Source organism: Rhodococcus sp. GB-02, assembly GCF_053470465.1.
Genome location: NZ_JBPUKE010000002.1, coordinates 588,020 through 602,890, shown reverse-complemented (window position 1 = coordinate 602,890; position 14,871 = coordinate 588,020). Strand labels below are relative to the sequence as shown.

Below are 14,871 nucleotides of genomic sequence, written 5' to 3'. Positions count from 1 at the left end.
ACTTTCACGGAAAGATTCTGCGAACTCATGTCCGAACGACAATTTCATCTGAACGCCTTCCTGATGGGCGTCGGCCATCATGAGGCGGCGTGGCGCCACCCTCGCACAAATGCGGCCAACCTTCTGGACGTCAAGCACTTCCAGGAACTGGGGAGAATCGCCGAGCGTGGAAAGCTGGACTCGGTGTTCTTCGCCGACGGTCTAGCAGTCGGTCCGCGGGTCAAATACAACACTCAGGCGATCTTCGAACCCGTCACCTTGCTGTCGGCGATCGCTGCGGCCACCGAGAAGGTGGGGTTGATTGCAACCGCGTCGACCAGTTACATCGATCCGTACACTCTCGCAAGGAAGTTCGCTTCCCTCGATCACATCAGTGGCGGACGAGGCGGGTGGAACATCGTGACGTCGGCCGGCGCCGACGAGGCCGCGAACTTCGGCCTCGATGCGGTACCGACGCACAGCGGTCGTTACGAGCGCGCCGAGGAGTTTCTCGACGTGACGCTCGGACTCTGGGACAGCTGGGAAGAGGGGGCAGTTGTCCTGGACGAAGAGACCGGAATCTTCGCCGATCCTGATCGTGTCCATCGCATCGACCATGACGGTCAACGATTCACGGTGGCTGGCCCGCTCAATTCGCCGAGGTCTCCACAGGGACGTCCGCTGCTTGTACAGGCCGGTTCCTCCGAGAGCGGTAAGGATTTCGCGGCGAGGTATGCCGAAGCCGTGTTCACCGCTCAAAGAAGACTCGAGCAGGGGCAGGATTTCTACACCGACCTCAAAGCGCGGCTGATCAAGTACGGGCGTAGTCCCGACGAGATCAAGGTGCTGCCGGGCATCGTGCCCTTCATCGCGGATACGGAAGAAGAAGCGAAGGCTCTGGAGCAGTCGTTCACGGACCTGATCTCTCCCGAGTATTCGCTGCGCCAGCTCTCGAACATGGTGGGTGTCGATCTCACCGAGCATTCTCTGGATGCCCCGCTGCCACCGTTGCCGGACATCGATCGCATCCAAGGGAACAAGAGTCGATACCAGCTCGTCAAAGATCTTGCAGCGAGCGAAAACCTCACCGTCCGTGAATTGATCGGCAAACTCGGCGGTGGCCGTGGGCATCGGACATTTGCCGGGACACCGGAGCAGGTCGCGGACGAGTTGACCGCATGGTTCGACAAGGGCGCAGCGGACGGCTTCAACATCATGCCGCCCTATCTGCCCGGAGGGCTCGAGGTGTTCGTCGACCGGGTCGTGCCGATTCTGCAGGCGCGTGGGCTCTTCCGAACCGAGTACGCCGAATCGACCCTGCGGGGCCACTACGGCCTCGATCGTCCGGCGAACCGGTTCTCGCGGGCCGCTGACGCGGCAGAAGTGAGCGCGTGACGGAAACACTGCCCAAGGAACAGCCGGCGATTGCCGGACTCAAGCCACTGGTCACAACGGTTTTCGTGCCGGCGGCCATCTTCGGGATCGGTCAGGGTGCGGCTGCCCCCATCGTGGCCGTCACCGCGCGCGACCTGGGTGCATCGGTCGCCGTCGCCGGCCTGATCGTTGCGCTCGGTGGCTTGGGTGCCGTACTCGGTGACCTCCCTGCCGGCCGGATAGTGTCGCGTTTCGGTGAGCGTAGATCGATCATCGGCGGAAGTTCGTTGGGTGCAACAGGAGTGGTGATCTGTCTGCTTGCACAGACTCCGTGGATGCTCGGTATCGGCGCACTGTTGACCGGACTGGCGAATGCGGTGTGGGGCCTTGCGCGGCAGAGCTACCTCGCCGAGACCGTGCCACTCGGTCTTCGGGCCCGAGCAATGTCGTCGTTCGCCGCGATGTGGCGGTTGGGTTTCTTCCTGGGACCGCTCATCGGTGCCGGCGTGATTCTCCTGGTGGGAGCGCGCGGAGGATTCCTCGTCCAGTTGGTGGGCGTCGTGCTCGCCGGGGCGCTGATGGCCCGCGTTCCCGACCCGCCACGAAAGGTGCAGGCGGGCAACAGCGATCACGGGCACGTCACCCTCCCGGAGATCCTTCGCCGTCATCGTGCCGCTCTGTCGACGCTCGGGACAGGCTCCCTTCTGATGGGCGCCGCCCGCGCTTCGCGTGAGGCCGTTCTTCCATTGTGGGCATTGCACCTCGGGTTGGATGCAGCCCAGGTGAGTGTGATCTTCGGTATCGGTGCGGCCGTGGACCTGCTGTGCTCGTATCCGGCCGGACACATCATGGACCGATACGGACGTAGGTTGGTCGCGGTGCCTTCGCTGACGGTGATCGGTGTGTCGTACCTGATGTTGCCGTTTTCGACGGGCGCAGTGGAATTGACGGTGGTTGCTGTCGTGATGGGGATCGGCAACGGACTGGGCAACGGCGTGATCATGACTCTCGGTGCTGATATCGCCCCGCCCGAAGAGCGCGCCGAGTTCCTCGCTGCATGGCGTTTGACGCACGACACGGGCATGCTCGGTGGGCCGCTCGCGATCGGTCTTCTCGCCGCGGTGTTCCCGCTCGGGTGGGCATTTGCCGCACTGGGCGCGACGTCGTTTGCCGGCGCGGCGATGATGTTCCGCTTCATTCCGGTCTATTCTCCGCGGGTGTCACCCCTCTCGCGCGTCGGGAAACTGTAGGTAGGCTCGCTACATGCGATTCGGACTGTTCGTACCTCAAGGCTGGCGTCTGGACCTGGTCGGCATCGACCCCGCGAAGCAGTGGGAGGTGATGCGAGATTTCACGCTGCGCGCGGAGGCAGGGCCGTGGGAGTCGGTGTGGGTCTACGACCACTTTCACACCGTTCCCCAGCCGACGGAAGAAGCGACTCACGAGGCGTGGACGTTGATGGCCGCACTCGGTGCGTCGACCTCGCGTATCCGACTGGGCCAGATGTGTACCGCCATGAGTTACCGAAACCCGGCGTACCTCGCCAAGGTCGCCGCGACCACCGACCTGATCACGGGTGGACGCGTCGAGATGGGTATCGGCGGCGGTTGGTACGAGCAGGAGTGGCGCGCGTACGGCTACGGTTTCCCCTCTGCCGGTGAGCGTCTGGGCCGCCTCGACGAAGGAATCCAGATCATGCAGCAGGCGTGGTCGACCGGCAGCGCGACGCTCGACGGCAAGTACTACCAGGTCGACGGAGCGCTGTGCCGTCCACTTCCGTTGCAAGAGGGCGGAATTCCCATCTGGGTTGCCGGTGGCGGCGAGAAGGTCACACTCAAGATCGCGGCCAAGTACGCGCAGTACACGAACTTCGACGGCACCCCGGCCGGCTTCGCGCACAAGTCCGAGATCCTGAAGAAGCACTGCGACACCGTCGGTACCGATTTCGACGCCATCGTCCGTTCGGCCAACTACAACGTGGCCATCGGCGCGACGGAATCCGAGGTGGCTCAGCGGTTGGAGACACTGAAGGCCCGACTGACGCCGTTGGTCGGCGAAGCTGCCGCCGATGCGTCGCTCGATGCGTTCCGCGGAATGCCTGCCGTAGGTACACCCGAGCAGATCATCGAGAACCTGTCGGCGCTCAAGGCGCAGGGACTCGAGTACGGAATCTTCTACTTCCCCGAGGCCGCGTACGACACGTCGGGAATCGAGATGTTCGAGAAGGAAGTGCTGCCCGCGCTCGCGTAACCGTTTGGGCTAGCGCAGGGAGTCAGGAAGATCGGCCGGGTTGATCAGAACCCGGCGATCGGGGTGGGTGCGAACTTCTTCGGAGTCGGGGATCCGGCTCTGCAGGAAGTTCCACTCGCTCGCACTGACAGCTGCGATCGCGCGTGCCAGCACTGCCGAGTCCTTGGTCCCCCACTCGATCGGCATGGGGCTGACCATCTGCCACGTGTCAGCCTTGCTTCGGGTGGAACGATCCGAACGCAGTGCCACCGACGGAATGCGGTCGCCGACTCGCCACTTCGGATTGAGTCGAACATTGCGGCTGACGAGCGCGTACTTCGGTGCTCCGGCCGCCGGCTTCGCGATGTCGATCAGTGCCGTCAGGGTCGCCGCTCGAGGGTGAACCTCGGTGACGATCGCGGGAACCAGTGGGTTGTCTGCATACAGAGATTCGACGCTTCCCACCTTGCGAGGTGCCCACACGGCGACCCACAGTGAACTGGCCGCACCGATGGCGAGGACCGCGCCGATGATGATGGACCACACCTCGCCCATGCTGATCAGCCAGGCTCCGACCGCGGCGAGGACGATCGCGAAGATCACTGCGGAAATCTGCAGGCGGCGTACGTCGGCCAGTGTGTCGTTGACCGACTTGGCGTGGGCCTTGTCGACGGTGAACTGGAAGTCAGCCACGAAAAAAATCCTTCGGGTGGTGCCGGACGATCTAGGACCGGCCCCCGATCTTCCGGGAGCCGTCCACCAGCGTAGCTAGTTTCGTGCTCGCTCCCACATCTGCAGGTAGGCCTCGGCGCCGCGGCTCATGTCCTCGATGATCGTGTCGCCGTCGGCGCCCGCAGCAATACGCATGTCCGCGATCCAGTCGGGAATCATCCCGTACTGGGCAACGCCATCGGTGTTCACGTCGAAAACCCTGGTGCCTGCGCGCTGCTGGTCCATGATGGTGCCGTCGAAGGCGGTGTACGGATACTGCAGCGGATTTTCGGCGGCGTCACCGCGCGGTGCGGCCTGCGGCCCGAAGCCGTTGGTGTCGGCGCCGTAGCCGAAACCGAAGTAGTAGTTCTCGCTTCGCATTGCCCGCGCGTCGCGCCACTGGTCGATGAATCCGCGCTCTTCGGGCTTGTCGTCCGAGGCGTCGAGTTGCCCGGCGTACAGGGCGACGAACCCTCCCAGCGCGTAGATCCGCTTGTACAGGCTCGGGTCGCTCCAGCTGTGACTGGAAACAACACCGGAATAGTTCGCGGCTTCGAGAATATCGAGGGCTGCTTCGGCGGTCTTGACGCTCATGTGATCGATGTCGACGATCATCCCTCGGTCCATCAAACCGCTGATCGTGTATGCACCCAGGTCGGTCAGGCCGTGTGAATTGCATTGCGGACCAGCGGGGTACACCGGAAGTGTCACTCCGGGTGGGAGTACTGCGAGAAGATTCTGTGCGCCGTCGACCTTGGTGGGCAGCACGTTGTCCTCGGCGACGCCGGTGCATGATTCCGACTGCCAGAACTCCCCGGTGCCCAGGTAGTTGCCGATGTTGACGGCCACTCCGGTGACTCCGCCGTCGAAACGGGCACCGCCGAGGGCGTTGTCGAACTTGTGCGTGACGATCATCTGCCGGACACCCAAGTCGTACAACTCGTCCAGGCCGCGGTCGATGTCGTCCTCGGTGCACTGCGGAATCCCGTTACGCACAGAGCAACCGAAGGGTTCGGACACCTCCACTCCGAGGGTGACGGCCAGCTTCCCGTCGGCGGCCACCTGCCTGGCCTGTTCCGGCGAGCTCACGATGCGGAACCAACCCCGGCCGGGACCGCCGTACTGGGCGTCGATGTAGTCCTGGAGTTCGCGTGTCTGCTTCGCCTGGATCCGGACGGTCTCCATCTCGTCACAGGGATTTCGCTTGCTCGGATACAGCTCGCACAGGACACGATTGGCGACAAAGAGATTGGTGAAGATTCGCAGACCACCACGCCAAGCTCGCTCGACCCACTTGTAGTACGTCTGTTCGTGCGTCAGTGAATCGTGCGCCGGCCAGTCGGCGAAACTCGGCCAGCCGGTGGTGTCGTGAGTTTCGAAGGGATTGCCGTACGACAGAACATTTTCGAGGAGCGCCGGTATCCCGTCGGGTTGATGGTCCGGGCAGTCGACGAGCGCTGCGGTGACGCCCTGAGGGTCGAAAGGTCGGCCGCAGTGCAGGTTTCCGCCCATGAACTCGGAGGCGTTCATGTGCACGTGTGTGTCGATGAATCCGGTGACTTCACCGTTCGGTCCGATTTCTTCCGGAACGCCGTTTGCGCCCACCTCCGCTTCGGGGAAATCGGCGCAGCCGTCGCGCGGGATCAGCGTGAACGCAGATTCGGGAACGTCACCGGGATCGGACATCGTGAGCATCGAATCTCGCGAGATCAGTTGACGGCCGTTCGAGGTCGCGGTCAGAACGAAGGACTCGCCGGTGGACATTACGGTCCAGTCGGTGGAGGGAGTTGCTTCGGAGGTGGCGAGTACCGAGTCCGCGCCGTCGTGCGAGAGCATCGACCCATCCGGGCCGTACAGCATGAAACGACCCAACTGGGCCGCATGCAGGCGGAACGGTTCGGCGTCTGCGGCTTTCGTTACGTCGGTGAGGTACGCCGACCCGTCACGACGGACGAAATCACCAGACTCGGTGCGCAGCGCGAAGCAACCGTTCGCAAGTGCGTACACCGAGTTCTGCGCGGTAGGAGCAGGACTCGGTGCCGCCGCGCTGACGCCGGTCGTGGCGACGACGACGGCGGCAGTCAGCAGCGAGATGGTTCCGGCGAGCCGACCCCGTAGACGTGGAACTGAGCGCATGGTGCTGGTGACCCCCGGCCGATGGACACGACTGTGACAGGGGACACTCTACAGATAACTGGACGTATGTCCATTTGATTCTGCAACGTGTTGCAGAAATGCTCAGCCGATTGCAGGTCCGAGCAGGTCGTCGGCGTCGGTGATCCGGTAGGCGTAGCCCTGTTCGGCGAGGAATCGCTGACGATGTGCCGCATATTCCGCATCGAGAGTGTCGCGGGAAACCACCGAATAGAAGTGGGCCTGACCACCGTCGTGCTTGGGTCGCAACAGTCGTCCGAGCCGCTGAGCTTCTTCCTGTCTCGATCCGAAGGTTCCCGAAACCTGCACGGCGACAGACGCCTCCGGAAGGTCGATCGAGAAGTTCGCGACCTTACTCACCACCAGCGTCTGGATCTCACCGTTACGAAACTGATCGAACAGGATCTCACGTTCCTTGTTCTTGGTGGATCCCTTGATCACCGGCGCGTTCAGGGCTTCGCCGAGTTCGTCGAGCTGATCGAGATACGCACCGATCACCAAGGTCGGTGAATCCGGGTGCTTCGCCAGAATCGACTTCACGACAGCAATTTTGGTGTGCGCCGTCGAGCACAGTTTGTAGCGCTCCTCCGGTTCGGCGACGGCATAGGACATGCGCTCGGCGTCCGTCATCGTCACTCGCACCTCGACGCAGTCGGCCGGCGCGATCCAGCCCTGCGCTTCGATGTCCTTCCACGGAGCGTCGTAGCGCTTGGGGCCGATGAGCGAGAAGACGTCGCCTTCGCGGCCGTCCTCACGAACCAGCGTTGCGGTCAGGCCGAGACGGCGGCGCGACTGCAGGTCTGCCGTCATCCGGAAGACGGGCGCGGGCAGCAAGTGGACCTCGTCGTAGATCACCAGTCCCCAGTCGCGGGAGTCGAAAAGTTCGAGGTGCTTGTACTCGCCCTTCGTGCGACGCGTGATCACCTGGTAGGTCGCGATCGTGACCGGCCGAATCTCCTTGCGCTCGCCGGAGTATTCGCCGATTTCTTCCTCGGTCAACGATGTGCGGGCGATGAGCTCACGCTTCCACTGACGACCGGCGACGGTATTGGTGACGAGGATGAGTGTGGTGGCCTTGGCCTTTGCCATGGCTGCTGCGCCCACCATCGTCTTACCAGCGCCACATGGCAGCACGACGACGCCTGAGCCGCCGGCCCAGAACGAATCCGCTGCCATCTGCTGGTAGTCGCGCAGTTCCCAGTGGCCCTCTTCGAAAGCGAGATCGATCGGGTGCGCTTCGCCGTCCACATAGCCGGCGAGGTCCTCGGCCGGCCAGCCCACCTTGAGCAGCATCTGCTTGAGGCGGCCGCGTTCGCTCGGGTGGACGATCACGGTGTCGTCGTCGACCTTCTCACCGAGCATCGGTGAGATCTTCTTGTGTCGCATCACCTCGGTGAGGACTGCCCGGTCGAGGCTGACCAGGATGAGGCCGTGCACCGGGCTCTTGACCAGCTGCAAGCGTCCGTACCTGGCCATCGTGTCGACGATGTCGACCAGCAGCGGTTGCGGAACTGCGAATCGTGAGAACGAAACCAGAGCGTCGACAACCTGCTCGGCGTCGTGTCCGGCGGCGCGGGCATTCCACAAGGCCAGGGGAGTGATGCGATACGTGTGGACGTGCTCGGGGGCGCGTTCGAGTTCCGCGAAGGGGGCGATTGCCTGCCTGGCATCGCCGGCGCGCTCGTGGTCGACCTCCAACAGCAGCGTCTTGTCGGATTGGACGATCAACGGTCCGTCGGTCACGGAAGCCTCCTAGTGAAACAAACGCAGCAGCCACAGAGCGTTGCACGGCGTTGTCGGCTGACGCCAACCCTGCCATTGTCCTGGTATCGGAGCGCAACGCCAACATGCGACGCTCGCACAGCCAGAAGTAGAGGTGCCCGAGTTCGGGCACCCCTACGTCAACAGGGCAGGACCAACCGCTATTCCGGACGACCTGCGGCGGGCAGGACGAGGATCTTCACGTGCTCGTCGGGTGCGCGAAGAGCCGCAAAAGCATCCGAGACTCCGTCGAGCCCGACACGGCCGGTAATGATCGCTTCGGCGTCGATCTCGCCGGCGGCCAACCGAGCAAGGGTGATGTCGTACGCGTTCTCGTAGGGGCCATGACCGAAGTTGATCGAGATCCTTCGGAACTGACCGATGACGGGAACGATGGTCTCGTCGCCGAACGGCGCAGCCAGGACCTGAATCCGCGAGTTGAACGGCAGGGTGCGCATCAGTTCGCCGATGACCCCCGCCCGGCCGCTGCATTCGTAGGCGATCAGGATGCCGTTCGCGGCCTGGCCCACGAGCGGGTTGCCTTCGGCGACCATCTGATTCCACAGTTCGATCGGATCCTGTGTGAAGGGGTTGACGACGATGTCCGCACCCATCTTCTTGGCGAGCTCGCGGCGTTTGGGGGAGGGCTCGGACGCGATGACGATCTGTGCCCCTCTCGCTTTCGCAGCGACGATGGCACCCAGTCCGATCGTCCCGCAACCGACGACGAGCGCTGAATCGGCCGAGGTGAGGCCGGACTGTTGGAGATGCATCTCGCCGACGTGTAGAGGTTCGGCCAGTGTGGCGTGCTCGAGTGACAGATGGTCGGGAACCTTGCGAACCCAGAATGCGTCGACAACGATGTGATCGCCGAACGCGCCGTGGTATTCGTTCGAGTAACCGATGATCGTCGGTATTCCGGTAGCCGTGTCGGTGGCCAAGCCGATGCCGGCCACCCGATCACCGATCATGAAATCGTCTACTGCAGAACCGGTCTCGGAGACGATACCCGCGTATTCGTGACCCAGCACCACGGGTGCGTCTGGATCGAAGGTGGCGAGCGGGTAGCCACCGTTGTGTGCGACCTCGACGAATCGGCACGGGTCCTTCGACATGCTCAGGTCGCTGCCGCAGATTCCGCAGGCGACGACGTCGACGCGGATCTGATGGGGTGCCAACGGCGGCGCGTCGGCCATCTCGGCGACGGCGAATTCTCCCTGTTGGAATCGGACGGCCCTCATGCGCGCACGGCTCCCGTCTCGGCTGGTTGGCCGTAGTAGTCGGTATGGGCTTTGGTGATCGCTCCGACCAGCCCGCCGATCAGGTATTCGCGGTTGTCCTCGGCGAACTGCATGCTCGCCTGACGTCCGACATTCCGCTTCCGGAAGTGCGGGACCACCTCGGAGGCGAACAATTCGTAGCTGCGTTTGGTGTCCTCCCAGCTCGCCATGTCCACGTGAAGGATCAGGAACGTGCCGAACCCTCCTGTCTTCTCGATCAGACGCTCGATCTGAGCGATCGCATCTTCGGGCGTACCGATGATCGCCTGACCGAACTCGCCGAGTGTGTCGTTGCGCCACTGGTCGATGATTCCGGCAGGTGTATCTGCCCAGGCCGGGCTCTGGCCGGTCTGTCGATTCACGTAGGAGGCCATCGATCCGATCCGTCGGCTCACGGCGCGCTCGGCCTCGGCTCGGGTCTCGGCGATGAACATCGGATTGACCACACGCCACGTCGCCCGGTCGGCGCGGTGGCCGTGCTCGGCCGAGACCTTCTCGTACACATCCCAGTTGCGGTCCAGTGCGTCGAATCCGCTGGGTGAACTCGCCGCGAGTGAGAGCAGGGAGAGCCCGTTCTTTCCGGCGAGCACCGAACCGTTGGGTGAAATCGTCGACGCTGTCACGGTCTCGATGCCGTCCGCACGATAGGTGGGCAGCTGTGCGCGTGCGTCACGCAACGTGAACCAGTCGGTTTCCATGTTGACGACCTCGCCGCGGAGCAGCGCGAGAATGGCCTCGAGCGCTTCGCCCTGGCGACGACGCTGGTCCGGCGGGTTGATGCCCATCATGTGCGCATCGAGGGGGATCTTGCCTGGGCCGGTGCCGAAGATGAGCCGTCCGCGGGTCTGCAGATCGAGCTGAGTGATGCGGTCGGCCGTGATCAGTGGGTGGTGATAGGGCAGGGACGTCACACCTGTGCCGAACTGGATACGCTCGGTCCGCTCTGCGGCGGCCGCGATGAACATGTCCGGAGCAGGCACGATCTCGGCACCGGTCGAATGATGCTCACCCATCCACGCTTCCTCGAATCCGAGGTGGTCCAGGTGTGTCATGAGGTCGATATCGCGTCTGAGTTGCAGGGCGGGATCGGCGTCGAGCGGATGGTATGGGGCGAGGAAGGCTCCGAAGCGGATGGACGATGCGGACCACACGATGACATCTCCTGTCGACAGGGGAGTGATTTGGATCACTCGCTCTGGTTGAGATGTCTAACATGGATCAACTGATCCAATAAGTTGAGCCTCCCGCACAGTGGGACGTTTGTAATCACTTGTAGTTCAACGCCATCTGGCGCAGTGACGTCGGTTATCGTTGTTACAAGTCGATCAACTGAACCAGGATTTTGAGAAGGAGCGTTGAAGAGGTCATGCAACTGGACGTCATAATCACCCCCACCTCCTCGACCGTCGAACTGAATAATGTCGACGACTTCACCAGTCTCTCGGTCGTCGTCGTTGGCGGCGACGATCGATCCGAGACTCTGAGTCGGGTATTGGAACCGTGGGGGGAACTCGAGGACGATCACATCTGGCTCGACATTGCTCACCTGGAGCAAGCCGTCGCGGCCCGGATCGGAAACACCGAGTGGAGGCAGAAGTTCTCGGCGATGGTGGACTACGCACGCGCCCACGGCTGGGTCGATCGCGACAACAGGGTGCGAGCACACCGTGAATCACTCTGACTCTGCGTTCACCATTGTGGAGACGTTTGTCGAGCCCGTGCGAAGCTCGTTCGTATGACCGACTCCCGGCAGAACCGTCAAGGCGACGCGACGCGTCTGCGTTTGCTCAAAACTGCTGAACGGCTTTTCGCGACAGAGGGATTGGATGCAGTTTCGCTGCGCTCGGTCAACGCCGCGGCCGGTCTCGGGCCGTCATCAGTCCACTACCATTTCGGAACCAAGGACGATCTGGTCGCCGCGGTGCTGTTGGACATGGGAACGTCGGTGCGAGATCAGATCAGCGCGAACGTGGACGCCCTCGCCGCCGACAAGACGCCGCCGACGGTCGAGGCGCTGGTACGGGCCGTCACTGCGCCCTACAAGGCAATGCTCCTTCGCCATCGCACGCGGGGAATGCGATGGATCAGAATCGTCACGCAGATCTCGCAGCCGCAGATGTCGCGACCGGGCCATCCAGCCCTTGAAGCGACCGAACTGCACCTGCGTGATCATCTTCTCGAACAGGTCCGTCGTACCTTTCCTGCTACCGATCCGGAAAGGCTCGAGACTCGCTGGGCGATTGCCTTGATGGGCTTCCTCCAGGCGTTGAGCCGGGCGGACGATTGGAGCGGAAGTGGCAAGCCGCTCGCGCCGGAGCGGCTTGCCGACTTCTACGAGGACCAGGTCGTCTTTCTGGTGGGTGGTGTGCGGCAGTTATTGGGGTGAGCGCCTAATCGATGCGCCTCCTATTTCTGTGCGACCACTGACTTCCGCATTTCCATTACATGAGTAATAGCTTCGGAAATTCCGGACCGATAACCGATATTCTTTTCGGAATCACCCGGAGTGGAATCAAGCTCCGATTCGAGTCTCGTTTGAATACGGTCCAGGGTGTGGATTGTTCTTTTCACGATGGTTGATTCTCTTTCTGCGGTAAATCCGATAGAAGTATTCCGGATTGCCGAGCGTGTTCGTCGAGGACGCAGAGTGAAGCGAGAGTCATGCCCGCTGCGTAGCCGCGCGAGCGTGCGTCAGTTCCTCGATTACGCGACTTGAACAGGTTGAATGTTTCGTGCAGGTGCACGAGGGTGTCGGTGGAGGTAGGCATTGGTCAGCTTCGCAGTCAGCTCGTCTTCCTCTGGACTTTGCTGTCAGCTCCGCTTCCGCTTACGGATGAACTCGGAAGACTCCGCAGTTTTCGCCCGCTTTTCCGCGCGGCGTTCCTTGATCGACTGGGCGGGTTTCTTCATGTTCTTACCCGGCGCCTTGTCAGCCATTGTCGCTCCTCATTTTTCGAAGTGGCAATCACAAACTGACCTCGACCATACTTCATTTACAGAAAAATGCCAGTTGCTTCTTTTTCGCTACTTTTTTCCGGAGTCGACGGGGCTGACGGAAGTAATGCGGTGCAACGTGAAACGGCGAACCGCGCCGCTTGCCGGGTCGAAGGCGTCCAGCTGTCCGCCGCCCACGCTGACGGGGTCGACGATGCGATGCGTCGCGACCCCCTGAGCGTCGACGTAGCCGATGTTGACGCTGGAATTGTCTCGTGCCGCCGTGGCCAGCAAGGCGATGGTGGCAGCGTTGTTCTCGCGCGAACCGTCCGTTCGAACGCCGCCACGGCCGGGGGCGGAAGCGCGGTCGCCCGCACGCATCGTGCGTACCAACGACGCCAGCTGATCCGCCGACGGGCTCGCAGGCATTCTCGACGCCGGTCGGCTGCGACGGTTCGGTACGCGAGCCCCGCGTGGGCGAAGATCGACCAGCGTTCCCGAGGAGTCTTCGCCGGCCGGCGCAAATCCGGCTGCGCGCAATTCGGCCAGGACCTCGCGTAGCGGGGCTTGGGAGATCGCGACCGTGGGAGCCAACGCGCGCAATGCCAGGGACTCGGCCACCGCCGATGCGAGTACCTCCGCCAACAGTGATGCGTCCTCGCACCGGATGAACGACGCTGCGACCCCGGCGCGCAGTCGTCCGTGCCGACGTGCAACATCGTCAATCAGATACGAAAGCGATTGGGGGACAGGTGTCTTCGATTTCGAGGCGAACATGGCATGCAGTTCGGTGGCCGTCAGACCGGCGTCGAGAGCACGACGCACACTGTCCTCGCTGATGCGGTACATGGAGGCCGATCCTGCCGACTCGATGTCCGCGACCAGGCTCACCTGCTCGAGCAGATCCGGTACGAGCGGGCCGGGCGCAACCAAAGTCAGATCTGCCTGGACCAGGATGTAGTCGATCGGGTCGGGTAGCGCGGACTGCATTTCGGCTTCGGCGTCCCCGCCGTGTAGCAATGCTCGTCCCGGTGACGACAAAGCGCCGCGGGCTACCAGTCCGAGTGCGGCGGCCTCGTCCAGAGTCCGCTCGATCGCGAAGGTCCGTAGGCGTCCGCTCCACCGCGGACGTCGCCACGCCAACAGCCGACTGACCTCGACGGCCGACGCAGTCTGACCACTGTCGAGTTCGGCTAGCAGCCCCAGAATGGCCTGACGATCTCGCGGTGCCGCCGGTGCCCGGCCCTCCTCGGACAGTGCCGCGATCGGCTTGTCGGTGGAATCCCGCAGCCCGATCATCCACGGAACACGCGGTACATCGACCCAGGCGGACGCCAGGACCTCCCACCGTCGCGCTGTGGACGCGTTCAGCCAGCCGTCGACGGCGAGTGTGGGCGTCCAGTATTCGTCCGCGTTGTCCGAGATCGGCGCCGGGTCGGGCGTTCCGCTCGCGATGAGTCCGGCTGCGGAGAGTAATTCGACAAGCAGGCTCACACGCGCTTCGTCGAGATCGGCAGTTTTGGCTACACGTCGTAGTTCTCGAACGCCGAGTCCACCGGCTCGCAGGGCGGGGGCCGGTGCTGCTCCCAGAACTGCGATCACGTTCTCGCATTGGCGTACCAACTCGAGCGCCTCGCCGGCTGCTGCGGCGTTCACGTCCGCCGGTTTGAGTTTGTCGCCCCCGATGACCGGTGCGGTCAGTGTCGTCGGATCGAAAACCGGCTCGCCGCGGATGACCTGACGAACCGTCGCCGGGAGTTCGACGGTTTGCTCGTCGAGCCACCGCAACAGGCCGGCTGCCAGCAGTCGCTGAACCGGGCGCTCGGGCGGCGTTCCAGGGGCAGCGTCGCGGGTGCGGCCGATCGGGCTGGAGTTGGCGAGAGTCTCGAGGAGATCCCGTTCTCGGGTGTCCAGAGCGTCGAGGGCCGCCGAGATCTCGGTCTCGGACATCGCCTCGGCAGGTTCGAGGGCACGACCCACACGCCAGGGAATCATCCCGATGACTGCCGGGACGACGCTGATGGGATCGACACCCCAGATGAGGGCGGACTCGCGCATCTTCGACAGCGACTTGTCGACGGCCTTCTTGGTGACCTTGCCCTTGCCGGTCAGTGCGCGGTCGGCGATTGCACTGTTGAGTTCCGCCCGAGTCATCGGAGTTTCCTCAGCGCCACCGAGTGCCAACAATTCGAGAAGACCGAAATCGAGGGTGTCGAGCTCGTCGGCCGCTCGGCTGACCGACGCGCGTTGCTGCGCCCGACCGCTGAGAACCACCATCGTGCTCGGCGGTGGCACGGCCAGATCGGGGCGCAGACGCAGCAACTCCGTCAACTCGGCGTCACTGCGCGCCGAGAGCCAATCGGTCAGACTTTCGGCTGCGGAACTGCCCGCCGGGGTGCCACGTGTTTCGGTCATCAGGTATCAGATTAGAGACCTGGTCTGTACGGCG

The 14,871-nt window shown here is 63.1% G+C and carries 12 protein-coding genes; 5 read left to right on the top strand and 7 right to left on the bottom strand.

Annotation, left to right across the window (positions count from 1 at the left end):
* Window positions 1–27: 27 nt before the first annotated feature.
* The 3 genes from ACSW29_RS15935 to ACSW29_RS15925 are packed head-to-tail and all read left to right on the top strand — an operon-like array spanning window position 28 to window position 3,603.
* A complete protein-coding gene (locus tag ACSW29_RS15935; RefSeq protein ID WP_448277676.1) occupies window positions 28–1,374 on the top strand; it encodes an LLM class flavin-dependent oxidoreductase in 1,347 nt (448 codons plus the stop codon).
* Window positions 1,371–2,603, top strand: coding sequence for an MFS transporter (locus ACSW29_RS15930; RefSeq protein WP_317828728.1), 1,233 nt, complete (start codon window positions 1,371–1,373; stop codon window positions 2,601–2,603). The genes ACSW29_RS15935 and ACSW29_RS15930 overlap by 4 nt, the downstream gene beginning before the upstream one ends.
* A gap of 13 nt (window positions 2,604–2,616) precedes the next feature.
* Entirely contained in the window at window positions 2,617–3,603 is a 987-nt protein-coding gene (locus tag ACSW29_RS15925) for an LLM class F420-dependent oxidoreductase (RefSeq protein ID WP_448277675.1), read from the top strand.
* Between the two features lie 9 nt (window positions 3,604–3,612).
* Here the strand turns inward: ACSW29_RS15925 and ACSW29_RS15920 are convergent, their stop codons facing one another.
* From ACSW29_RS15920 to ACSW29_RS15900, 5 genes are all read right to left on the bottom strand, one after another.
* Entirely contained in the window at window positions 3,613–4,275 is a 663-nt protein-coding gene (locus ACSW29_RS15920; protein WP_003940490.1) for a DUF3239 domain-containing protein, read from the bottom strand.
* Window positions 4,276–4,350: 75 nt separating this feature from the next.
* Window positions 4,351–6,429: a peptidase gene (locus ACSW29_RS15915; RefSeq protein ID WP_448277674.1), complete on the bottom strand. Its 2,079-nt coding sequence runs from the start codon at window positions 6,427–6,429 to the stop codon at window positions 4,351–4,353.
* Between the two features lie 102 nt (window positions 6,430–6,531).
* Complete coding sequence (locus ACSW29_RS15910; protein WP_019744947.1) at window positions 6,532–8,190, bottom strand: DNA repair helicase XPB; 1,659 nt, start codon at window positions 8,188–8,190, stop codon at window positions 6,532–6,534.
* A gap of 179 nt (window positions 8,191–8,369) precedes the next feature.
* Window positions 8,370–9,449: an alcohol dehydrogenase catalytic domain-containing protein gene (locus ACSW29_RS15905; protein WP_448277673.1), complete on the bottom strand. Its 1,080-nt coding sequence runs from the start codon at window positions 9,447–9,449 to the stop codon at window positions 8,370–8,372.
* Entirely contained in the window at window positions 9,446–10,639 is a 1,194-nt protein-coding gene (locus ACSW29_RS15900; protein WP_448277672.1) for an LLM class flavin-dependent oxidoreductase, read from the bottom strand. Before ACSW29_RS15900 ends, ACSW29_RS15905 begins: the two co-directional genes overlap by 4 nt.
* A 215-nt stretch (window positions 10,640–10,854) precedes the next feature.
* Between ACSW29_RS15900 and ACSW29_RS15895 the strand changes: the two genes are divergently transcribed.
* Window positions 10,855–11,169: a hypothetical protein gene (locus ACSW29_RS15895; protein WP_317828733.1), complete on the top strand. Its 315-nt coding sequence runs from the start codon at window positions 10,855–10,857 to the stop codon at window positions 11,167–11,169.
* A gap of 54 nt (window positions 11,170–11,223) precedes the next feature.
* On the top strand, window positions 11,224–11,874 hold the full coding sequence (locus tag ACSW29_RS15890; protein ID WP_448277671.1) for a TetR/AcrR family transcriptional regulator: 651 nt from the start codon (window positions 11,224–11,226) through the stop codon (window positions 11,872–11,874).
* Window positions 11,875–12,299: 425 nt separating this feature from the next.
* Here ACSW29_RS15890 and ACSW29_RS15885 read toward each other — a convergent pair whose 3' ends face one another.
* Window positions 12,300–12,425 carry a hypothetical protein gene (locus ACSW29_RS15885; protein ID WP_007733507.1) on the bottom strand — a complete coding sequence of 42 codons (126 nt, stop codon included), beginning with the start codon at window positions 12,423–12,425 and terminating at the stop codon, window positions 12,300–12,302.
* Between the two features lie 87 nt (window positions 12,426–12,512).
* Complete coding sequence (locus ACSW29_RS15880) at window positions 12,513–14,837, bottom strand: helicase-associated domain-containing protein (RefSeq protein ID WP_347874495.1); 2,325 nt, start codon at window positions 14,835–14,837, stop codon at window positions 12,513–12,515.
* Window positions 14,838–14,871 lie beyond the last annotated feature (34 nt).